Below are 20,094 nucleotides of genomic sequence, written 5' to 3'. Positions count from 1 at the left end.
TTAGAGTCCCACCCGCGGGAACATCATGATGTAGAGCTGGCTGATGGCGACGTTGACCACCATCAACACCAGGATCGATTCGACCACGGCCGCGTTCACCGAGTTCGCAACTCCGGTCGGACCGCCGACCGTCGAAAGTCCTTTCTGGCAGGACACGATGGCGACGATGGCGCCGAAGAGCACAGCCTTCAGCAGCGCCACGATGAGGTCACCCGTCGTGGCGAAGGAGGCGAACGTCGCGACGAAGCTTCCCGGGGCACCGTTCTGGAAATACACATTGAACAAATAGCTCGCGAGAAAGCCGACGAAGCAGACGACGCCAGTCAGCGCAACACCCACCAGGATGGCCGCGGCAAAACGCGGCACCACCAGGCGCCGAATTGCAGAGACGCCCATCACTTCCATGGCGTCGATCTCCTCGCGCATGGTGCGCGAACCCAAGTCCGCGGTGATCGCCGACCCCACCGCCGCCGCCATGAGGACCGCAGCGGTCAACGAGGCCGCCTGCCGTATCACCGCGAGGCCACTGGCCGCGCCCGCCAACGACGTCGCACCGACTTGTCCGGCCAGTAGCGCGAACTGGATCGACAGGGTGACGCCGATTGGGAGCGCCACCAGAACTGTCGGCAGGACCGCCGTTCCGGCCATGAAGGCGCCCTGCCGAAAGAATTCTTTGCCCTGGAACCGAAAGGCCACCAGGTCGACGAGCAGGTACTGGATGGTGCGGACGCCGAGGACGAACTGATCGCCCACCGTTGTCAGTGAAGCCAGCGGATGACGCCTCACATAGCCGGTGGACCACTCTTCGACAACGCCGACGCCGTCACGCGGTCCGCCGCGATCCGACACGTCGTCGGTTGCCGCGGTCATCGTCTCGCACCCAGACGCCGGATACGCAACAGCTCGACATCCTCCCCAGCAGGTTGGGCCCCAGAAGGGCGGGCAACTCCAATAGCGCCCTTCGCTACCGGTGGACACCGTACGGTCGACGCTCCGTCGCCGTCAACGTTTTTTCCGAATCGCCATTTACATAGCGCCTATGCCCGGTTCGCTTGGTCCCGCGAACTGCGGCGACGGCGGGTCGGTTTCGATAGCGCGATTGGGCCGCCACTCACTTACGAAATCAGATGGTTCTGCAGCTATTCGCCACTTTTTCAGTGCGGGACGCGTCAAACCAGCGACGGAATGGGCACTCGACCAGGATCTGACGGCATGCGGTCCTGCTTCTAGCAATGAGCGCCTGCAAGGCGTACAAGCATTAACTTGCCCGCAAGAGTTTGGGCGCCGCCGCGTCCGGGGACGCTAGCCGGCCGAAGAGCTCGCGCAACCACACCACTGTGCTACTTTGACATGGATATTGTGTCTTTGTGTCAAACCTAGGGAGTGAAGACGAGTGGCCACTTTCGCTTCGACACCAGCCACGGAGCCAATGGATACGACCGTCCGGCCTGGTGTGCTCAGGCAGTTCCGCAGGTTCTCGGGCAGCGCGCTGCCCGGCTTCTTCGGCGCGTCCGCCTACGACGAGGTGGCGATTCCCGCCGTCGCTGCGGCGGTCGACAAGACCGGGCGTTTCGATGAGAACTTCACCGACCGCTCCCTGCGCGGGGGATTCTCGACGACATTGGCGCTATGGGGCGACGCGACGGATCGAGCCGCCGAAGCCCAGCGGCTCAAGCACCTGCACCGCGACGTTCGTGGCTTCGGTATCAACGAGTTCGCCGACGTCCGTTACAGCGCACTGGATCCTGCGCTGTGGAACTGGATCGCGGTGAGTGGAATGTTCCTGATCCTGCATTCCTTCACACCGAGCACCGGAATCACGCTGCTCCCGGCCGAGCAAGAGGCCGCGTACCGAGAACTATTGAAGGCCTTCGAAATTCTGCAATTGCCCGGCCGGTCCGCGGGGCTCCCGCCTACCTATGCGGCTGCCCAGGTCTACTACGACGACATGGTCGCTACCCGTGCGCAGGCCAATTCATTTCTGGATCGGTCTGTGCGCAGGATCGGAAAGCTGCCGCTGCCAACACTTCTGCTGCCTAAACCGCTCGCAGTGGCGATCACTCCGCTGTGGCTCATCGTGCGGCCCGCCGTGGGGCACATCATCAAGATCTGCTCGTTCGGCATCATGCACCCAGGTATCCGGCAAACCACTGGTTTTCAATGGAAAGCCAGGCATGACCGTGAGTTCGCACTGTATACCCGAGGGCTGCAACTGATCTGGCGCCTGCTACCCGACCGGTTGCTGCTGGTACCCCTCGCGCGTAATCGGCTCGAGTACGAGAAGATCGTCCGACTGCACCGCTCAGTCGCCTTGGATTCATTTGCCACGCCCGGTGGATGTCCGGTCGGTTGATGGTCCCCCGCACCCGCACCTCACCCGGCGACCAGGAGGCTGCCATCTTGAAGGCCGCCGCTGAGGAGGTCGCACTCGTCGGCGTCGGGCGGCTCAGCCTGGACGTGATCGCGCGGCAGGCTGGTGTCAGCCGGAGCACGCTGTACCGCAGGTTTCCCAGCCGCGACATCCTCCTGACTGAACTCGGCCGGCGAACTTTCGCGTTCGCCATGGCCAGACTTCAAACCGTCGACGTCGACTCCGGCCCCCAGGAAGCCGGTGTCGCATGCTTCTGCGAAGGCGTACGCATCCTCACCACCGAACCGACCATGCGCAGATTCCTGCAACTTGACGGCGACATCACCGTGTCGGCTGGCATGCGGGAAGCAGCCGAACAATTCCTCGAGATCGCTTCAACGGCAATGGCAAAAGCGCTGCGGACTGCTGGCGCGACCATGGCCGACTCTGACCTGCTTGCGGTGGCCGAACTACACATTCGCCTGGCGACCTCCCTGGCACAAGTCAGCACTGGCGTACTCGACACCACGGATGACGACTCGGTACGTCGCTACGCACGGCAACACCTGGCACAACTGATTCATTGACCACGGGTCCAGTAGGCGTCCCTCAGCCAGGGCCTTCGTCCTCCAGCACCATCGCCCGGTAGTCACCGGCTACCTCGTCGATGGCCACCAAGTCTTCGGCGGTCAGCTCCTCCCGGATTCCGCTCTGGGCGTGGGCGAATGGCACGAAGGCGCGCAGCATCTCAGTGAGGTCCAGCTGCACTTCCGCCGGAACGTCGTCATAGTCGAACGCTGCGTCCAGCAATTGGCGCAGGCGCAGCGCACTCCACCGCAACGGATTACCGGTGCCCTCCTCGGCGCAGTGTTCCAGGAGCTTGCGGTGGTCGATGTCATTGAACGGCATACCCACCAGCGAGCCAAAGAACCGTTCGAGTAATTCCGCTATCTGTGTCGAATCCTGTTGCAGCACAAGCGCAGTGGAGCCGCCCTCCGGCATCAGCTGAATCAGCCATTGCAACAGCGGACGACAGCTCGGCCAAGTGTCCGATTCATCCAGCGGGTACATGGTCAGATGCCGTTCGAGCGCCTGTTGCAACTCCGCCCGAGCGTCGGCCAGGTCGAGGTCGACGAAGCTGGTGTCAGGATCGGTGTTGCTCGCCTTGGCGACGGTGAGCACCTTCTCGATGGGCTCTGGGACGAAGAACGCGTCCGTGAGCACCGACATCATGAGGTGGTCGATGTTCGCCGCGCAGGACAGCTCCTGCCCGTCAGCAAGCCGAACACCGAACAGCAACTCGTCACCGTCGCCGAGTACGTGTGTCATCCGCACCGCCCGGTGGACGCTGGTCTGCGCCAATCCGGCAAGCCATCCAGGAAGGGTTTCGTCGCGTGCCTCAACGGCACGGCGGCACCGGTCGCGCAGCACGTCATCGTCGACCAACACTTCGCCGAGTACGGCCAGCAGGGCCGTGGTCTCCGGCACGTCCACTCCAATGAAGGCCGCGACGAGTTCGTCGAGGGTGGCCAGGTCGTCCTCATCAGGTTGCCGCAGCATGGCCGGCTGCGGAGTGGTCGCCAACACGACCATGCTCACCAGCACTAGCAGATCCAGCGGCTGACCGGTGTCCAGCGCCTGGCGGACTTCGTCGATCAAGGGGGCTTCGTCAAGCGCCTCCCGCTCCGCGGCCCCCTCGCGACGCGCCTTCCTGCGCCTCGCGTCGCGTCTGGCCTGTTTGGCTGCGCTCCGCTTGCGTCCATCGGCCATGCGCTAGTAAAGGCCTTGCGCCCGAAGGTCGGCGAGCATGGCGGTGACCGCGGCGATGATCTCGGCATCTGGGCCGCGGACGCGGCTTCCCACCCGCTGGACGGCGGCGTCTATGCGCTGCAGAAGCGCGCGATAGGCGTCATTCGCGGCCTCGGCGTAGTCAGCGGCGACCTCCACCTGGGATGGGTCGGCGTACCGCGAGGACAGACTCGCCAATTCGCTCGTGAGTTCCTTGGCCTGCTGCTGCACCTTCCATGTGAGGCTGCGCGTGAACTCGAGATCGGGCACGAAGTGCGACTCCGCCTCCTCAGCAAGCCCGACCTCCAGCACGTAATCGATCTGGTACAGCGCGTCGACCGTACTTTCGACAGTCGCGATTCGGGCACGCACCTCCAACGGCGGGATGGGAATAGTCAACAGTTGGGTCGACACTTCGGCCCGGGCCCATCGCTCCATGTTCGCGGCATGGGCCCGCCAGTGGGCGACCTTGGCTTCTGCGGCTTGCCTCGCAGCAGTGACCTCGGCATCTGCGGCTTCCTGCGCAGCAACGATGTCGCCGCTGGCCTGCCCACGCGCCGCCGCCACCGCGGCGGCCGTGCCGGAGCGCACCTTTTCAAGCTCGAGGCGCACCCGCTGTAGGGCTTCCTCCCCCGTCGCCCGCTCTGTTGTTCGTTCGGTGCTCCGCTGTTCCGCGCGCGCCTCGGCGGCCCGAACCTTCTCCTCGGCTGCCGCCACCTCGGCCGCCGCAGTGGCGCGCACCCGCGCGATCTCGGCCTGCAGCTGCTGCACGGTCTTCTCCCCGGCCGCCCGCTCGGTTGTCCGTTCGGTGTTCCGCTCGGCGGCACGCGCCTCCGCAGCCCGAACCTTCTCCTCGGCGGCCGCCCCCTCGGCCGCCGCACTGGCGCGGAGCCGTTCGATCTCGGCTTGCGCCTGCTGCACCGCTTTTTGATCGGCCGTCCGCTCCGCGGTGCGTGCAGCATCTCGACGCGCGGCCTCGGCCTCCACTGCACGGACCCGCTCACTCGCCGCGTTGGCGGCGCGCGCGGAATCCGCGGCTTCACCCCGAGCTAGCGACGCCGCCGCTTCGGCGTCCAGCCTGCCCTGATGCGCCTCGCGGGCCTGCTCCTCGGCCACACTGCGTAGATGGTCGGCCTCGACAAGCTGCATCGCCAGCGACCGGCGTTGCAGGGGTGGCCCATTGCGTTCGCGGTGTTCGACGAGTTGACGCTCTGTCATCCCAGCCAATGCGACCGATTCGGCCCGTGGCTGGATCCCCAACCGCTCAGCGGCCGCGACGGCGTCCGCCGCCGCGCGTCGCGTCAACGCCGCCCACTTGTCGACGTCGAGGTCCTCAATGTGTTGCCGCGTGGTTGTCATCGGCGCCGCCGCCCTCCGCCGCCCTCTTTCACCGTGGCAGAAGACGTTTCACCGGCCGTCGCTGGCGGCGCGGTGTCGGGCTTCCTGTGCGTCGACGCCACTGGCTTGTTGTCGAGCTTGCTGACTGGCAACCGCGCCGTCTTGGCCGCCGCGACTTTGGAAACGGGACCGGCCTGCTGTGCCAGCACCAGCAGGAGCTGCTCCTGGTAAACCGCGACGGCCCTGGCGAGCGTGTCGTCGCCGAGATGCTCGGCGTCACTTATCAGGCCATGCAGCAGCTCCAGGGTGACCGCCGGCCCAAGACCCAGGGTGGCGCCCTCGCTGACCGCAGGCTCTATCCCAGCGGTTTCGACCACCCACTGCCACCGCTCCCAGCATCGCGCCACCGCCAGCGCATGCTCCGCATCGTCGCGAGTCTGTTCCAGATCGCGTTCGCGCTGCTCAAGCTGCTGCAGGGACCGCTTTCCGGCTCTTCGGACCGAGTAGAGCACCGCGCACGATGCGATGATCGCCGCGAGCAGCGCCGCTACGCCAGCGAAGCCCGGCGAGACGATGAAATCCCGCACCGGAAGATCTCCCAGAACGCCTGCCCGCAGAACATGGTTCACCGTGCCAGTCTCGCATTACGGCAAGCCCTATGACGACGCCAAACCTTCCGTAGTCAAGGCCGCGTCACCCGAACCTCCACCTCGGACTGCGGTACGCAGCGGTATCTCCGCCCGGCCCGGTTTGCTGGTGCGCTGAATTGTTAATCTTTCGTCTGCGGCGCGGTGCCGCGTTTGCTTGGAGGGATTACGCATGCGTTCTTTCAGTGTGGCCGTGCTCGCCACGGTTGCCACCATCTTCGGTTCTTCTGCCGTGGCGGTGGCGGCGCCGAAGGATTACTGCGCCGACCTCAAGGGCGGCAATACCGGCAGCGCGTGTGTGATCCAGCTCTCCGACCCCGGGTACAGCGTCGACATCAGCATCCCGCTGGACTACCCCGACCAGAAGTCGGTCGCCGACTACGTCTCCCAGACGCGCGACGGATTCCTCAACACGGCCAAGTCTGGCGCGCCCCGCACTACCCCGTATGAGTTGAGCATCACGCCGACGGAATACACCTCGTCGGTTCCCCCGCGCGGCACGCAGGCCGTGGTGTTCAAGGTGGTCCAAAACGTCGGTGGCGCGCAGCCGCAGACGACGTACAAGGCGTTCAACTGGGACCAGAGCTATCGCAAGGCGATCACCTACACGGCCGCACCGGACGATAAAGAAAATGCGCCGCTATGGCGGGTGGACGATCCGCTGAAGACCGTTGCGCCGATCGTCCAGGCTGAACTGCAGCAGCAGCTGGCACCGCCGCCGCCGGTCGCGCCTCCCCCGCCGCCCGCGCAACCGGGACAGCCGGCCGCGACGACGCCGACCACCACGCCGCCACCACCGCCACCGCCGTTGCCGTTCGCGACAACCGCGCTGTACAACCCTGCCAACTATCAGAATTTCGCGGTGGTCAACGACGGCGTGATCTTCTTCTTCGACCAGGGCGTGCTGTTGCCCGCCTCAGCAGGGGCGTTGCAGGTGCTGGTGCCCCGGTCCGCGATCGACCCGATGATCGCGTAACGCTTCCAAACTCCTCTTTCGCTCGCCCAGCTAGGCGCCATGTTCGTTCCGAAATAGACGTCGGGATGCGCTGCGATTCCCAAAAGTGTTCCCACACCAAACGAAAACGGCTCCCGGAGAAATCTCCGGGAGCCGTTTTACCTAGTAGCGGGGACAGGATTCGAACCTGCGACCTCTGGGTTATGAGCCGACGGGTGACGGTTTCACCGGATCTTCGACGTCTTGTCTGTCCAGGTCAGGAGTCTCTGCAGTGCTGTTAACGGTCCATGCGTTGCGCCCAATTTCGGCGGTCTCGCCGAGTTTGGTTCCCAAATTCGTTCCCAAAGCATCGGGCCCGTAGGACGGCCGAACCGCCCTGGCATGAAAGAAGGCTCCACCAGACCCAGACGGTTCAGACCACGTCGACAAAGCAGGCGTCGCCGGCCTACGAACCGCCTTCGACGCGCACTGCCGTGCCGTCATTGGAAGCAGGCGTCGCCTCGGGCCGCTACCACTGCGCCGGCGATGTAGTCAGCGCCGCACTATCCGACCTTAGATACGCATCCAGGGCTCAATAGCCAATCTCATGTCGGTGCTCGCCGAACAGATTCGAAGGGCCACGGCCAGGCAGCGCGCGGTGAACCGGCTGGCGTCTTCAGGCGGCTCGCGGTCGGCGACGCCGAGCAGCAGTTCACCGCCCGCGTGCACCGCCGCCCGTGCTCGCACTCCATCGAAGCGCGGTACGTCCTCGAGCACAACAAGTTTGCGACGCGCGCCCACCGTGCGGGCGCTCACTCAATCGCGTGCCAATCCGTCGAGGCCGTACACGTCCAAACCCAATTCCGCGATGAGGTCGAGGCTGCTGGCGATCTTCCCGGTGCAGTCCTCGGGGCAATCGCATAGGGCGACGACGGCCTCGACGATCTCTTCGACTGATTCGAACATTTCAGCGGGCAGCGCGTCACCGATGAGCGCTTTGAATCCTTCGCTCATCACTGCCACCTGCGGGCCCACTGCATTGACTCGGACGCCTGAGCCGTGAAGGTCGCCGGCGAGCCCACTTGTCGCTCGGTTCAGCGCAGCTTTGGTGACACCGTAGAGCTCCATCGTGGATCCCTGCGGGCCAAGATGGAACGGCGGGCCCTCGTGCAGACGTGCGCCCGCGCTGGTCAGGTTGACGATCCAGCCAGCACCCGCCGCACGCATCCCCGGAATCACCGCTTGAGCCAGATCCAGCGGGGCGATGACGTTGCATTCGAAGGCCAACCGCTGAGTCTGGACGGAGATGTCGGTGATGGGCTCCATGACCGCGGCGACCGCATTGTTGACCAGGATGTCCACGCTCCCACCGAGGAACTCCTCGGCTGCGGGAATCATCCGAGCCCTGGACTGTTCATCGGCCAGGTCCGCTACCACCGTGCCGACCCGGGTTCCATACTTGCGTAACGCTTCCTGGGTCTGAGTCAGACTGCCCGCGATGTCCGGTATCGAGTCCAGCGTGCGTGCGACCAGGACGACGTCGGCGCCTTCGGCAGCCAGCCGCTGCGCGATACCCGCGCCGATTCCCCGACTGGCACCCGTTACCAGAGCGCGCCGCCCCTCGAATCGTCCCGCCGTCATGTAGCCCTCTCGTCGTTGCCTCTTTGTGCTGCAGCCGTTTTACTGCCTGCCGCGGTGAAGGCGGCGAGGTCATAGGTTCGTCCGGCGCTGTGCGCAGTTTCGGTTGTCAACGCGCCTGAGCGGGTCAGATCCTCACCTTGCGCATACAGCGACAGCATCTCGGCGACCGCACCCGTGGCAGGGATGCGGGCTGCCAGCGCAATGGTGAAGGGAAGCAAGTCGTCGTGTGGGACCAGGTGGTTGACCAAACCGATCCGCAACGCTTCCTGCGCGTCCACGAACCCGCCGGTGATCGACATTTCGCGCGCCTTGCGCACACCGACGGCCCTCGGTAGCAGGGCCGACAGGCCCCAGGTCGGCGCCACACCAAGCATCGCGTGTGTGTCGGCGAAGCGTGCCCGCTCTGATGCGACGATGAACGTGCAACTCAAGGCCACCTCGAGGGCACCGGAGACGCATGGTCCATTGACCGCGCACAGCACCGGTTTTCGCATGATGCGTGCGGCGGAGGCCGGGCTGACGTCCAATGGGCCACCGGTTTCGCCCGGTCCGCGTTGGAGTTGTTTGAAGTCGACGCCGGCGCTGAAAATCGGGTCGACTGCGGTCAGCACGACGGCGCGAACGGTGTCGTCGCGGTCCGCGCCCGCCAACGCCTCGCGCAGTTCGGCGCGCAAGGGGCCGTGCAGCGCGTTCTTGGACTCGGGTCGGTCGATCGTCAGAACCCGGACGCCGTCGAGGTCAGTCCTTCGCAGGTGCGTGGTCATGCTACTGCCACACTCATCGCAAAAGCCTCCTCAAGGCGAGGGTGACGCGGCCGCCTCGTCTGTCCGCGGTCTTGGCTTGGGCCGCTACCGTGAGTTAAAACGTCATTGGTTTTTTACCAGGGTGAGTGGGCGACCACAAGAGCTGCCCAGACTCGACCGGCTGCACCGAGGCACGGGGCGTGACCCGATGGCCCCATGGCGCAATGGCCCGCGAAGTGCGTGGCCGACGAAAGCACGGCGGCATCGTCATGGAACGCGACGATCTTGCGCAGCACGGACGTGGCTGAGTAGATTAAAACACCGTCGATGTTTTAATGTTTCGTTCCTTCGACCACCGGGAGTAGCTTGATGACGACACAATCGGTACGGACCTTCATGGACAGTCCGCTCACCCATTTCGGCGAGTCGATCACGGCGATGCACAGTGTGCCGCGAGCGGAGCTGGAGGATCTGCAGCGCGAGGCGATGATCGTGCGCTTCGCCGAGCACCGCGGCCAGATCGAGATGGTTCGCAAGTTGGCCGACCGGCTCGGCATAACCGCAGTGGACAAGTTCGATGACGTTGTGCCGCTAATGTTTTCACATACGGCGTACAAAGCCTACCCGGCGTCGTTGATCGACAACAACCGTTGGGATCTGATGACCCGGTGGCTGGGCAAGCTCACCGCCTACGACTTGTCGAAGGTGGACACCGAAGGCTGCGACTCCATCGACGGATGGCTCGACCGGCTGGAGGCCCAGACTCCGCTTCAGATCGTGACGTCCTCGGGCACCACCGGGACCTTTTCGGTCATCCCCAAGGACGTGCCAATCACCGTCGAAGGCATGCACATCTGGAAGAACATGGTCTTTCAGACCTTCGGCAAGGAACCCACCGCCGACGAACTCAACCCCGTCGTCGATGTGATCTGGCCCAACTTCAGCGAAGGCCGGTTCGGGATGACGCGGATGGTGCCCTGGATGAAGCGTGAGTTCACCGGAGGTGACGAGAGCCGGTTCCACCCACTGTATTCCGGGGCGATGGACACCGATCTGATGTTCCTGGCCAACAAGATGCGCGCCGCCGCAGCCAAGGGCGAGCTTGACCGCCTGCAACTCGATCCCAAGCTCGCCGCCCGCAAGGGTGAATTCATCGAGATGCAGCAACGTCAGATGACCGAGGTCCCCGAATTCATCACGCGGATGACCACCGAACTGCGGGGCCGGCGAGTATTCATGACGAGCACCTACAACCTGATGTACGCCCTCGCCGCTGCCGGATTGGCGGAGGGTACGCGTGCTGAGTTCGCGTCGAACTCGGCCATCCTGACGGGCGGCGGCGCCAAGGGCCAGGTGCTGCCCGAGGGCTACATGGACGTCATCAAGGAGTTCTACGGCGGGGTGAGGATCCAGGAGGGCTACGCCTTCTCGGAACACAACGGGGTGCATTTCGCCTGCGAGCAGGGCCGGTATCACCTGCAGCCGTGGGTGATCCCCTTCGTCCTCGATCCAGAGACCAGCCAGCCGCTGGCTCGCGCCGGCAGGCGGACCGGACGCTTCGCCGTCTACGACGTGGTCAACCAGAGCCACTGGGGTGGCGTCATCACCGGTGACGAAGTGACGATCGACTGGGATACGCCTTGTGCCTGTGGTCGGACGAGTCTCGCGCTCGAGCACACCATCCAACGCTTCAGCGAGAAGAAGGACGGCGAAGAGGACAAGATCTCGTGCGCCGCCACTCATGAGGTCCAGAACGAGGCCATCGAATTCTTGAACGAGTTCCAGCCGTGAGCACCTTCACCGTTCCGATGTTCGTGCGGGGCGAGCTCATCACCGATGACCTGGTGCCGTTCGCCACCCGCCTCGAGCACACCTTCCAAGCCCCCGATCCTGCCAAGCACGTGCACCGGCTTCCGTTGCCCAACCCCGTGGACCTGGCTGACCTCTACCAGATCTCGTTCGACGACATCCTCGACGTGCTGACCGAACTCGGTCATGCCCTGGCGTTCGAGAAGAACGATTACATCCAGGAGGCGTACGAGGCCTGCCTGGTGTCCAACCCGATGCCTGCCTCGATCCTGCGGACCGGCTACATCGCACTGCCGTTGATGTTCAACCGCGACGCCATGCATGAGCTCGCCGCCATGCAGGTCGGCGTCGACTACCTCGAAGGCTGGGTACCGCGGCGACTGATCGATGGCCGCGAGATCCGGGTCCGCGCCTTCGGTTCGCGCGCTTTGCACATCCCGGCGGGCAACGGGGGTCTGGTCGCCGGAATCACCGTGTTGCGCAATGCCCTTACCCGCAGCGACGCCATCATCAAGGCACCGTCGAACGATCCCCTGACCGCGATGGCGATCGCCCGCACCCTGGCCGATATCGCCCCTGACCATCCCGTCACTCGGCATCTGGCCATCGCGTACTGGAAGGGCGGTGACGAGACCATCGAGAAGCAGCTCTACAAGCCCGAGCACGTCGAGAAGATCGTCGCCTGGGGCGGGTTGGCATCGGTCAAACACGTCACCCGCTATATCCAGCCCGGCTTGGAACTGATTGCCCTCGACCCCAAGCGCAGTGCCACCATCATCGGGCCCGAAGCCTTCGAGAACGGCAACACGATGCGCGAGGTCGCGGTGCGTGCCGCCTGCGACATCGGAGTCGGCAATCAGGAGGGCTGCGTCAACGCGCGGGTCATCTACGTGCTCAGCGGCACCGACCAAGACGGTCTGGACAACGCCAACCGGTTGGGTGAACTCGTCTACGAATCCCTACTGAAGTTGCCGGAGGCGCTGAGCACCGCGCCCAAGGTCGTCAATCGCACCCTGCTGGAGCACATCGAAGGAGCCCGGTTGACCGAGGACTGGTACCGCGTCTACGGCGGTGAACACGCCGAGGGAGCCATCATCGTCTCCCAACTCGACGAGGCGGTGCCGTACTCCACCATGCTGTCCGGCCGGGTGGCCAATATCGTTCCCGTCGACTCGATCGACAAAGTGACCGACGCCGTGAACGCCTACACGCAAACCATAGGAATCTACCCTGAAGCGCTCAAAGAACAACTGCGCGATCGGCTTCCACTGTTCGGTGCTCAGCGGCTCGTCTCCCTCGGATACGCCGCCAGCGTCAACTTCACCATCCCGCAGGACGCCATGGAACCCATGCGCCGGATGTGCAAGTGGATCGTCGACGAGCAGTGCGATCCCTCGCGGGTGTTCCCGCTGTGGGAGACGCCAGACCTGTCCCTGGCGTGAGAGCACTTACGATCAAGCCATGGCCAAACCCCTGATCCCCCTGGAGGCGATCCTCGAACGGGCCTTGGTGCTGCTCGACGCGCAGGGCTCTGCAGCGCTGACCACGCGCAGCCTCGCGGCCGACCTCAAGATTTCCACTCGCACCCTCTATCAGCAGGTGGGCTCGCGTGACGAGCTCATCAGGGCTTTGGTGGCCCGACACTTCTCCGAACTCGCACTCGACTTCCACGAGTACGACGATTGGGAAGCTACCGCCCTGCACTGGTGTCTGGCCTTGCGTGATGCGCTGCTGGCCCACCCCCATCTCACCGAGTTGATGACGATCGACGACCGTGGCGCGGTCATGGCCTACGTCGGTGAATTGGTGGATGCCACGCTGCGCGAAGGGGTTCCCCGTAAATTGGCGATCGAAAGTTGCCGTTCGCTGGTCAACCTCACGATCAGTCACAGCGTCATGGAGGTTCGCGGACGACTCGAGCCCAGCTTGTCTCGGGAGTCGGCTGCCGAGACCACGCTGATCGAAAAGAACTTCCCCAAGACCGTCGGATGGATCCTGGCCGGAGTACGAGCCGAAGCCCGCCAGTCGACGGCGAGCAACGCCAAGTCCGTTGCGCGACTGACCAAGCGGCGGACTCAGGGAAAGCGCGATCAGGCCATCGGCTGACGGGGCGACCAGTTCCCTTGCTCCTGCCGACAGCGGTGCCGTACGGTGTTAAAAAACCACCTATTTTTTATAGGTACTTTTCTGATGGAGGGTATGGCGTGGACTTCTCCCTCGTCGAACTGTCAGCCGAGGACGCTGAATTCCAGTCTCAGGCGCGCAGCTTCCTCGCCCGGCACCTCACCCCGGAAGTGAGCAAGCGCGCGAGCGCGGCGGGCGACGGCTTCGCCGAGGAACTGCATCTGGCGATGGGCGCCGAAGGCTGGCTGGAACGGGAGAGCAAGGGCGCAAAGGACGGCGGCTTCACACCCGTACAGCGGCGCATCTGGGATCTGGAACGCCGACGCGCCGGCGCCCCCATGGTCACCTGGGGCGGCACCATGATGATTCTGCAGGCGGTACGGACCCACGGATCACCCGAACTCCTGAACGACCTGCTGCCCCGGGTGTACCGGGGTGAGGCCCGCTTCGCGATGGGCTACACCGAACCCGAGGGCGGCTCCGACGTCGCGACCTGCAAGACCCGCGCCGAGCGAGACGGCGACGACTGGATCATCAACGGGCAGAAGATGTTCACCTCGGGCGCACACAACTGCCAGCACATCTTCCTGCTGACCAACACCGACCCCACGGGAGGGCGCCATCGCAATCTGACGATGTTCCTGGTGCCGGTCGACACTCCAGGAATCGAGATCCAGGGATTGCGTACCATCGACGGTGAACGGTCCAACATCACGTTCTATAGTGACGTCCGCATCGCCGACGTGTTCCGCATCGGCGAGGTCAACGACGGCTGGAGAGTGCTCAGCGGGCCGCTGGCCTCCGAGCACGGCGCGAACGAACCTGCATCGCACGGCCTGGCCGACATCACCACGATGAGCAACTACGCCACCATCATGGCGACGGTCGCCGACAGGACTGCAGCAGTTGTCGCCCAGGCTGATTCAGCAGGCACGCGCCCCGTCGACGATGATTCAGTCGCACTGCGACTGGGACGGGCGTACGCCCGGATCGAGGTGGCCCAGAGCACTCCGGGGCTCTTCGGCCGGGTCGCCATCGCGCAGACAATGCGCGATACGACGCCGGATCTGATGGATCTCCTCGGCTCCGTCGGGGCACTGCCAGCCAGCGCCACTGGCGCCATCAACGGCGATGCGGAGCACCTGTACCGCTGGGCACCCCTGGTCGGAATCTATGGCGGCACCATCGATGTGTTTCGCAACATGATCGCCCAGTACGTGCTGGGCCTGGGCAAGCCGAATTACTCCCCACCCAAGGCGACCCCGAAGACATGACGAGTACCCGCCAGCGGTGGGGTTTCACCGAGGTACCGGTTCCCACGTCGAGGAGCGTGACGTCCGGCAGCGAAGTCGGCTCACACAGGCTTTGAGCCTTAAACCTGGGCGGCGGCGTAGCGCTCTCGCCACTCGCTCTTGCTCCGGATCGACGTGTCGACGTCGGTCGCCTTGGCTCGCAGTGCGCCGACCGTCGCGTCTTGGCGCTTCGTGAGCTTGAACGGATCCCAGTTGAAGAACCGCGCGCTGTTCTTCCACAAGATCTTGTCCATATCTGCGTCGGTGCAGCCCGCCGCGGTGAGCTCGGAGTAGATCGACTCCGGAGCATTGGGCCAGATGGTGTCGGAGTGCGGGTAGTCGCACTCCCACGCGATGGTGTCGATGCCGATCTCGTGGCGCAGCTTCAAGGCGCTTGGGTCGCTGATGAAGCAGGCCAGCGAGTGCTCCCGAAACACCTCACTCGGCAGCTTGCCGCCGAAATCATGCTTGCCGCCCAAGGAGTGGACATAATAGCGGTCACACCGGTCGAGGAAGAACGGGATCCATCCGATCCCCGCCTCGGACCACGCGATCTTCAGATCCGGGTAGTTCCGCAACGCCGGTCCCCAAAGGATGTCTACCGCAGCCATCGCCGAGACCTGCGTGACTAGCAGCAGCCGATCGAATAGCGCGTCGGGCGCCATGGAGATCGCCCGCAGACCCTGACCGATATGGAGGCAGACCACGATCTGCTCCTCGGAGACCGCCCGGAAGAACGGGTCCCAGTACTCGACGTTGTTGTAACTTGGCAGCCCTTGGACGTGAGGCAGCTCAGGCATGGTGATCGCCCGGCAGCCCTTCTTCGCGACTCGGCGCACCTCCGCGGCGAGCACCTGGGGATCCCACAGCGGGGGGATCGCAATCGGCACGAACCGGTCCGGATAGGACGCGACCCACTCGTCGATGTGCCAATCGTTGTAGGCCTGGGTCATCACCAACGCCAGGTCCTTGTCCGGTGCCTGCTGGAAGAAGCCGTTGGAGAAACCTACGAAGGACGGGAAGCACATCGAGGCCAGAATTCCGTTTCGATTCATGTCACGAATGCGCTCGTGGACGTCATACGCGCCGGGCCGCATCTCGGCAAAGGTCGCTGGGTCCAGGCTCCACTCCTCTCTCGGCCAGCTGACGACGGCATTGAGCCCGGTACTGCCCGAAGCCTGGCCCTGGAAGACCCAGCGTTCGATGCCCTTGTCGTCCATCTCGAGGTGCGGCGCCTCGCTTTTCCATCGATCGGGGACGTGGTTGTCGAACATGTCCCTCGGTTCGACGATGTGGTCATCGATGCTAAAGAGCACTAGGTCGTCAATATTCATCATGAGCCCTTCTGAGATTGCACTGGCGGATCAATGTGACGTGCGGTTGGTGCTGCAGAATTTTTCGATCGGTGCGACGGATTCGCGATGATTCGCGGCCGCGACAAGGGCATGGGCTTTGAAGGCCCGGGCAGCGGCGCTGATTCGGTGCTCGACGGCGGAGAATGAGAGCCGATCGGCGAGCTCGGTTGTACCGCCACCGCCCCATACGATGACCTCAGGAAGGCCGCGTTTGGCCGCTATCGCAACGGTCTCACGTAGACGCGTGTGATTGGCGAGCACGTCCGAGCAGATGGCGAGCGCTGCCGCTGGCGGTTTCGACCTCATGAATTCCAGCGCGGGTTCAAACGGAAGTGCCTTTACCCCGAGTATGCGCAGCGGCAAGTCATCGAAGTCATCGCTGATCGAGACGTTGACGCGCCACCCGCTCATCGCCCGGTCACACAGCCAGCCTCCCACCGTGAAGACGACGTCTGAGAGACTGGACCCGATGACATCCAATTGGTGGCCGTCGACGCCGTCCGCCCACGGTGACCGCGGAACTTCCACGCTGGCAATAAAATTGGCCTGTACGCGAGCGTTCACGTGAGGACCCGCATCGGGACGTTCGACCAGCCGCACACATTCGTCATGCTGACTCGTCGCAGCCCCGCACGATCGATCTCGTAGCGTGGCGCCAAATCCAGGAGCGCCTCCAGCGCGATCCGGCCCTCCATCCGTGCCAGGGCGGCCCCCAGGCAGCTATGAATGCCGTAACCGAATCCCAAGTTGTAGCCGAACTTTCGTTCTCGATCGATGTCGAAGCGATCGGGGTCGATGAAGACTCGTTCGTCCCGGTTGGCCGAGCCGGTGATGAGCATGACGGGTTTGCCCGCGGGAATCGTCGTTCCGTGCAACGTGACGTCACGCATGCTGTATCGAAAGTTGTACTGCACCGGTCCGTCGTAACGCAGCAACTCCTCGATTGCGGCTGGCACCTTGCTGCGATCGTCGACGAGCTCTTGCCACTGTTGCGGGTGTTCAGCGAAGACCACCGCGGAGTTGCCGATGAGCTTGGTGACGGTCTCGGCGCCAGCGCCGCCGAGCAGTCGTGCAAAACCACCGATCTCACCGTCTGTGAGCCGCCTGACTTGACCGTTGTCGTCGGCGACCCGCGCTGCGATGAGCTGGCTGATCATGTCATCCTGCGGGTGGGCTCGCCGCTGCGCGATAAGGTCGTCGTAGAACTCGCCCATCGCGATGGCCGCCTCGAAACCTTCCTGTGTCGGCATGATGGAACCCGGCGTGCGCTCCAGAAACGCATCGATCCACGTGCGGATCTGCTGCCTGTTTTCGGTTGGCACGCCTAGCATTTCGGCAATGATCTCGACCGGGAACGGCGCCGAGAAATCGGCAACGACATCGAATGTCGACGGATCGACGTTGTCTAGGGCTGCGGCGATGGCGCGCCGCACCAACGACTCCAGGGCGGTTACCGCCCGGGGAGTGAACACCTTGTTCACCAACTTGCGCATCCGGTCGTGCTCGGGCGGATCCAACCAGATGATCTGGGCGGGTACGTCCTTCATCAGCTCGGCGATCTGGATCATGTCCAGGGTGACGCCCTTGGACGACGAGAAGGTCTGGTGGTCCCGGTATGCCGATGCCACGTCGTCGTATCGGCTCAGCGCCCAGAAGTCGTACTCGGCGTTGTAGTAGACCGGCGCCTCGTCTCGCAGTCGCCGGTAGGTGTCATACGGCGAGGTGAAGAAGTCCTCGGAGAACGGATCGAATTCGACTGGTCCACGGATGACCGCGGGGCTCGACATGCTCACAACACGGCTCCGATTCTCTCGTTGGCTTCGACTGCGCGCAGAGCGCCGCGGTTGGGACGGTCAATGACGGTTGCGACAGCTCGTGAGATGTCATCGAGATCAACCGGATTGCGTTCCCGCAGCGCATTTTTAGGTGGCCAGGCCATCAACATGCCGCGCAGTCCGGTGGCGCTTGGGTCCTCGGTCATAGTCATTCCGGTCCGCACGATGGAGACCCGGACGCCGGTACCTTCCAGTTCGGCTTGCAACATCGCACTCCATGTCTCAAGCGCGGCCGTGGACGCCGAGGAGGCCGCCATCCCCGAGACTGCAACCTCGCAGCTTACGAAGACGACGTCTCCGCTGCCCTTCTCGGTCATCGCCGGCATCAGTTTCGCGGCAAGGTGTTGGGCACCAAGCGCGTTGGTGTCGAAGTCGTCACGCATCGCCGCCGCATCCATGCCAGAGGAATCCCCCGGCCAGGACCGACCGGCGTTGAAGACCAGCGCGTCGACGGCGCCAACGAGGTACCCGACGGCCCGCACGAAACTGTCGATGGAGGCGATGTCGGCGAGCTCCAGGGGTACCGCGAACGCGGTTGCCCCTTCGGCCTGGAGTTCGGCGGCGACCACCTCGCAGACCTCGACTCGGCGGGCACCGAGCACCACCAGGTAGCCGGCACGGGCGAGCCGCTTGGCGGTGGCACACCCGATTGCGGACGACCCGCCAGTGACCACGGCTGCCCGGCCCGGACTTTCGTCGCGCGACCGCATGGGATGGATCGTCATAGCGCACTCCGCTTGGGTGGGCTCAGCGGCATCCGCTGCGGTCCAGTGGGCCAATACACGGCGACGATCGACCGATCGCTGTCGGGATCGCGGAAACCGAACCCCTCGATCGCGCGCCGCGTGCCGGTGTCCCAGGTGAGTTCCAGCGCGCTGCCGCGCTCGCTGATCGTCCACGCGAACGGCCCGAAGTTCATCCCGAGTCCGTCGTAGACGATCGAGTATCGACCTGGAAATCCGTTGGACGTGAAGCCGGTGGCCCGGCCGCCGAGCACGTCGTCGAATCCGTTGGCCGCCAGTACGATCGACGTATAGGTGGGCACGATCGTGTGGGGCTCGTCGCTGATGACGTACTTGACGATGCCTGCGGCCTGCTCGCCACCCCAGGACCAGCTGACCAGCAGTGATTTGGGGAACTCGGGATCGACGATCCCGATGCCGTGGGCGAATGCGCCGTCCACGGTGGCGGTGAGGTCGAAGACCTTTCCCCGTGGTTCGATCGTCAGCTCGAACGAATTCGTCCGATCGTTTTCGGACACAGTGGCTTGGTGGCGTCCGGGCGTCAAAGGAGAATCGATGCCCGCCAAGGTGGCGTGATGAACATCCCCGGCATCGCACAGATAGACGACGATGACACCGCCTCCTTCTGCGGGTGTGTACTTGGCGACGGCGAAGCCGAGCGGCAGACGGCCGATTGTGGCAGCGGACACGGCATCCGGACGAGCAAACGAGACGCCTTGCCCTGAGCTTCGGGGGGGTAGAGCGGATACGCTGGGCGGGCCGGATTCAGCTGGCGTCGACCCCTCGGCCGTCACCATCGACTCCAGCGCCCTGATTATCAGTTCCTCCTGGCTGGCAATGGTTTTCAGACGCCGTTGGAAGGTCTCCGCCAGGCTGGTGGCGGATTCGACATGCAGCCCAATGTAGAAGTCGCGGACGGTGAAGAAGAGCAGATTCGCCGGTGCCGAGTCGAAATCAGCGTCGGGTAGCACTTGACGGAGCAGCGCGTTGAACGTGCCACTGGTCTTGCGGGACATCTGTTCGATGACGTCCAGGGTGGCTTGGCTCGTCTTGGGATCTTGCCGGAGGTTCATCACGATCTGAACTGCGGCGAAGTACTCGGGTCGCGAGTAGTGGGACTTGAGAATGCCGAAGAAGCTGCGGATACGCTGCTCGGTGGTGTCGCCGTCCACGCGCGCACCCATGGTGTCGATGAGCTCTTGCCATTCGTTCTGAAAGGCCGCGAGCATCAGGCCCTCACGGGTGCCGAATTGACGTTGGATCGCTCCCCAGGTGAGCCCGGCGCGACGAGCGATCTCGTTGGACGTGGTGCGATAGAAACCGATTTCGAGGATCGAAGAGACCGCAGCCGAAATCATCCGCCGGCGGGTCTGGTTCTCGGCAGCGTCGCCGATGGGTGGCACAGCGGCGGCGGCACCGCTGGCGTTCTGCACATTCGATTCTCCAGCCACTGGGTTCCCTTCCTCGACCGGCAGTGCTGGCAGCCAAGCCATCG

General features: G+C 64.1%; 19 protein-coding genes. 7 read left to right on the top strand and 12 right to left on the bottom strand.

Going from position 1 to position 20,094, the window contains the following annotated elements:
- Window positions 1–870: an ABC transporter permease gene (locus SLQ30_RS21815; RefSeq protein WP_319448689.1), complete on the bottom strand. Its 870-nt coding sequence runs from the start codon at window positions 868–870 to the stop codon at window positions 1–3.
- Window positions 871–1,429: 559 nt separating this feature from the next.
- Between SLQ30_RS21815 and SLQ30_RS21810 the strand changes: the two genes are divergently transcribed.
- Both SLQ30_RS21810 and SLQ30_RS21805 read left to right on the top strand, forming a co-directional pair.
- The gene (locus tag SLQ30_RS21810) at window positions 1,430–2,353 is read left to right on the top strand and encodes an oxygenase MpaB family protein (RefSeq protein WP_319448690.1); all 924 of its coding nucleotides are present in this window, start codon (window positions 1,430–1,432) and stop codon (window positions 2,351–2,353) included.
- A complete protein-coding gene (locus tag SLQ30_RS21805) occupies window positions 2,353–2,937 on the top strand; it encodes a TetR/AcrR family transcriptional regulator (protein ID WP_319448691.1) in 585 nt (194 codons plus the stop codon). The genes SLQ30_RS21810 and SLQ30_RS21805 overlap by 1 nt, the downstream gene beginning before the upstream one ends.
- 22 nt (window positions 2,938–2,959) lie before the next feature.
- On the opposite strand, the gene SLQ30_RS21800 is transcribed toward SLQ30_RS21805, so the two are convergent.
- From SLQ30_RS21800 to SLQ30_RS21790, 3 genes are read right to left on the bottom strand one after another with little or no spacing between them, the layout of a single operon-like run.
- Complete coding sequence (locus SLQ30_RS21800; protein ID WP_319448692.1) at window positions 2,960–4,120, bottom strand: hypothetical protein; 1,161 nt, start codon at window positions 4,118–4,120, stop codon at window positions 2,960–2,962.
- Between the two features lie 3 nt (window positions 4,121–4,123).
- On the bottom strand, window positions 4,124–5,497 hold the full coding sequence (locus SLQ30_RS21795) for a hypothetical protein (protein WP_319448693.1): 1,374 nt from the start codon (window positions 5,495–5,497) through the stop codon (window positions 4,124–4,126).
- Window positions 5,494–6,105: a hypothetical protein gene (locus SLQ30_RS21790; RefSeq protein WP_319448694.1), complete on the bottom strand. Its 612-nt coding sequence runs from the start codon at window positions 6,103–6,105 to the stop codon at window positions 5,494–5,496. The genes SLQ30_RS21795 and SLQ30_RS21790 overlap by 4 nt, the downstream gene beginning before the upstream one ends.
- A gap of 190 nt (window positions 6,106–6,295) precedes the next feature.
- Between SLQ30_RS21790 and SLQ30_RS21785 the strand changes: the two genes are divergently transcribed.
- A complete protein-coding gene (locus tag SLQ30_RS21785) occupies window positions 6,296–7,099 on the top strand; it encodes an RsiV family protein (RefSeq protein WP_319448695.1) in 804 nt (267 codons plus the stop codon).
- A 531-nt stretch (window positions 7,100–7,630) separates the two neighbouring features.
- On the opposite strand, the gene SLQ30_RS21780 is transcribed toward SLQ30_RS21785, so the two are convergent.
- From SLQ30_RS21780 to SLQ30_RS21770, 3 genes are read right to left on the bottom strand one after another with little or no spacing between them, the layout of a single operon-like run.
- Entirely contained in the window at window positions 7,631–7,873 is a 243-nt protein-coding gene (locus SLQ30_RS21780; protein WP_319448696.1) for a hypothetical protein, read from the bottom strand.
- Window positions 7,874–8,698, bottom strand: a complete 825-nt coding sequence (locus SLQ30_RS21775) for an SDR family NAD(P)-dependent oxidoreductase (RefSeq protein WP_319448697.1) — start codon at window positions 8,696–8,698, stop codon at window positions 7,874–7,876.
- On the bottom strand, window positions 8,695–9,462 hold the full coding sequence (locus SLQ30_RS21770) for an enoyl-CoA hydratase-related protein (protein WP_319448698.1): 768 nt from the start codon (window positions 9,460–9,462) through the stop codon (window positions 8,695–8,697). The genes SLQ30_RS21775 and SLQ30_RS21770 overlap by 4 nt, the downstream gene beginning before the upstream one ends.
- Window positions 9,463–9,810: 348 nt before the next feature.
- Here SLQ30_RS21770 and SLQ30_RS21765 point away from each other — a divergent pair, with 348 nt between their 5' ends.
- From SLQ30_RS21765 to SLQ30_RS21750, 4 genes are all read left to right on the top strand, one after another.
- On the top strand, window positions 9,811–11,232 hold the full coding sequence (locus SLQ30_RS21765; RefSeq protein WP_319448699.1) for a hypothetical protein: 1,422 nt from the start codon (window positions 9,811–9,813) through the stop codon (window positions 11,230–11,232).
- The gene (locus tag SLQ30_RS21760) at window positions 11,229–12,692 is read left to right on the top strand and encodes an acyl-CoA reductase (protein WP_319448700.1); all 1,464 of its coding nucleotides are present in this window, start codon (window positions 11,229–11,231) and stop codon (window positions 12,690–12,692) included. The genes SLQ30_RS21765 and SLQ30_RS21760 overlap by 4 nt, the downstream gene beginning before the upstream one ends.
- A gap of 19 nt (window positions 12,693–12,711) precedes the next feature.
- Window positions 12,712–13,356, top strand: coding sequence for a TetR/AcrR family transcriptional regulator (locus SLQ30_RS21755; protein ID WP_319448701.1), 645 nt, complete (start codon window positions 12,712–12,714; stop codon window positions 13,354–13,356).
- 98 nt (window positions 13,357–13,454) lie between these two features.
- Window positions 13,455–14,648, top strand: coding sequence for an acyl-CoA dehydrogenase family protein (locus SLQ30_RS21750; RefSeq protein ID WP_319448702.1), 1,194 nt, complete (start codon window positions 13,455–13,457; stop codon window positions 14,646–14,648).
- 98 nt (window positions 14,649–14,746) lie between these two features.
- On the opposite strand, the gene SLQ30_RS21745 is transcribed toward SLQ30_RS21750, so the two are convergent.
- From SLQ30_RS21745 to SLQ30_RS21725, 5 genes are read right to left on the bottom strand one after another with little or no spacing between them, the layout of a single operon-like run.
- Window positions 14,747–16,000 carry an amidohydrolase family protein gene (locus SLQ30_RS21745; protein WP_319448703.1) on the bottom strand — a complete coding sequence of 418 codons (1,254 nt, stop codon included), beginning with the start codon at window positions 15,998–16,000 and terminating at the stop codon, window positions 14,747–14,749.
- Window positions 16,001–16,030: 30 nt separating this feature from the next.
- Window positions 16,031–16,585: a hypothetical protein gene (locus tag SLQ30_RS21740; RefSeq protein ID WP_319448704.1), complete on the bottom strand. Its 555-nt coding sequence runs from the start codon at window positions 16,583–16,585 to the stop codon at window positions 16,031–16,033.
- The gene (locus SLQ30_RS21735; RefSeq protein WP_319448797.1) at window positions 16,582–17,808 is read right to left on the bottom strand and encodes a cytochrome P450; all 1,227 of its coding nucleotides are present in this window, start codon (window positions 17,806–17,808) and stop codon (window positions 16,582–16,584) included. The genes SLQ30_RS21740 and SLQ30_RS21735 overlap by 4 nt, the downstream gene beginning before the upstream one ends.
- 2 nt (window positions 17,809–17,810) lie before the next feature.
- Complete coding sequence (locus tag SLQ30_RS21730; RefSeq protein WP_319448705.1) at window positions 17,811–18,581, bottom strand: SDR family NAD(P)-dependent oxidoreductase; 771 nt, start codon at window positions 18,579–18,581, stop codon at window positions 17,811–17,813.
- Window positions 18,578–20,050: a TetR/AcrR family transcriptional regulator gene (locus tag SLQ30_RS21725; RefSeq protein ID WP_319448706.1), complete on the bottom strand. Its 1,473-nt coding sequence runs from the start codon at window positions 20,048–20,050 to the stop codon at window positions 18,578–18,580. Before SLQ30_RS21725 ends, SLQ30_RS21730 begins: the two co-directional genes overlap by 4 nt.
- Window positions 20,051–20,094 lie beyond the last annotated feature (44 nt).

Origin of the sequence: Mycobacterium sp. RTGN4 (assembly GCF_033804635.1) — a bacterium.
Taxonomy (GTDB): Bacteria; Actinomycetota; Actinomycetes; order Mycobacteriales; family Mycobacteriaceae; genus Mycobacterium.
The sequence above is the reverse complement of the archived record's forward strand: the minus strand, read 5'-3'. Positions and strand labels throughout refer to the sequence as shown.

What these genes read in the sequence shown, in the direction of transcription:
- SLQ30_RS21815 (WP_319448689.1), bottom strand. Translation starts at nt 870, where the DNA reads ATGACCGCGGCAACCGACGACGTGTCGGATCGCGGCGGACCGCGTGAC.
- SLQ30_RS21810 (WP_319448690.1), top strand. Translation starts at nt 1,430, where the DNA reads ATGGATACGACCGTCCGGCCTGGTGTGCTCAGGCAGTTCCGCAGGTTC.
- SLQ30_RS21805 (WP_319448691.1), top strand. Translation starts at nt 2,353, where the DNA reads ATGGTCCCCCGCACCCGCACCTCACCCGGCGACCAGGAGGCTGCCATC.
- SLQ30_RS21800 (WP_319448692.1), bottom strand. Translation starts at nt 4,120, where the DNA reads ATGGCCGATGGACGCAAGCGGAGCGCAGCCAAACAGGCCAGACGCGAC.
- SLQ30_RS21795 (WP_319448693.1), bottom strand. Translation starts at nt 5,497, where the DNA reads ATGACAACCACGCGGCAACACATTGAGGACCTCGACGTCGACAAGTGG.
- SLQ30_RS21785 (WP_319448695.1), top strand. Translation starts at nt 6,296, where the DNA reads ATGCGTTCTTTCAGTGTGGCCGTGCTCGCCACGGTTGCCACCATCTTC.
- SLQ30_RS21775 (WP_319448697.1), bottom strand. Translation starts at nt 8,698, where the DNA reads ATGACGGCGGGACGATTCGAGGGGCGGCGCGCTCTGGTAACGGGTGCC.
- SLQ30_RS21770 (WP_319448698.1), bottom strand. Translation starts at nt 9,462, where the DNA reads ATGACCACGCACCTGCGAAGGACTGACCTCGACGGCGTCCGGGTTCTG.
- SLQ30_RS21765 (WP_319448699.1), top strand. Translation starts at nt 9,811, where the DNA reads ATGACGACACAATCGGTACGGACCTTCATGGACAGTCCGCTCACCCAT.
- SLQ30_RS21755 (WP_319448701.1), top strand. Translation starts at nt 12,712, where the DNA reads ATGGCCAAACCCCTGATCCCCCTGGAGGCGATCCTCGAACGGGCCTTG.
- SLQ30_RS21745 (WP_319448703.1), bottom strand. Translation starts at nt 16,000, where the DNA reads ATGAATATTGACGACCTAGTGCTCTTTAGCATCGATGACCACATCGTC.
- SLQ30_RS21735 (WP_319448797.1), bottom strand. Translation starts at nt 17,808, where the DNA reads ATGTCGAGCCCCGCGGTCATCCGTGGACCAGTCGAATTCGATCCGTTC.
- SLQ30_RS21730 (WP_319448705.1), bottom strand. Translation starts at nt 18,581, where the DNA reads ATGACGATCCATCCCATGCGGTCGCGCGACGAAAGTCCGGGCCGGGCA.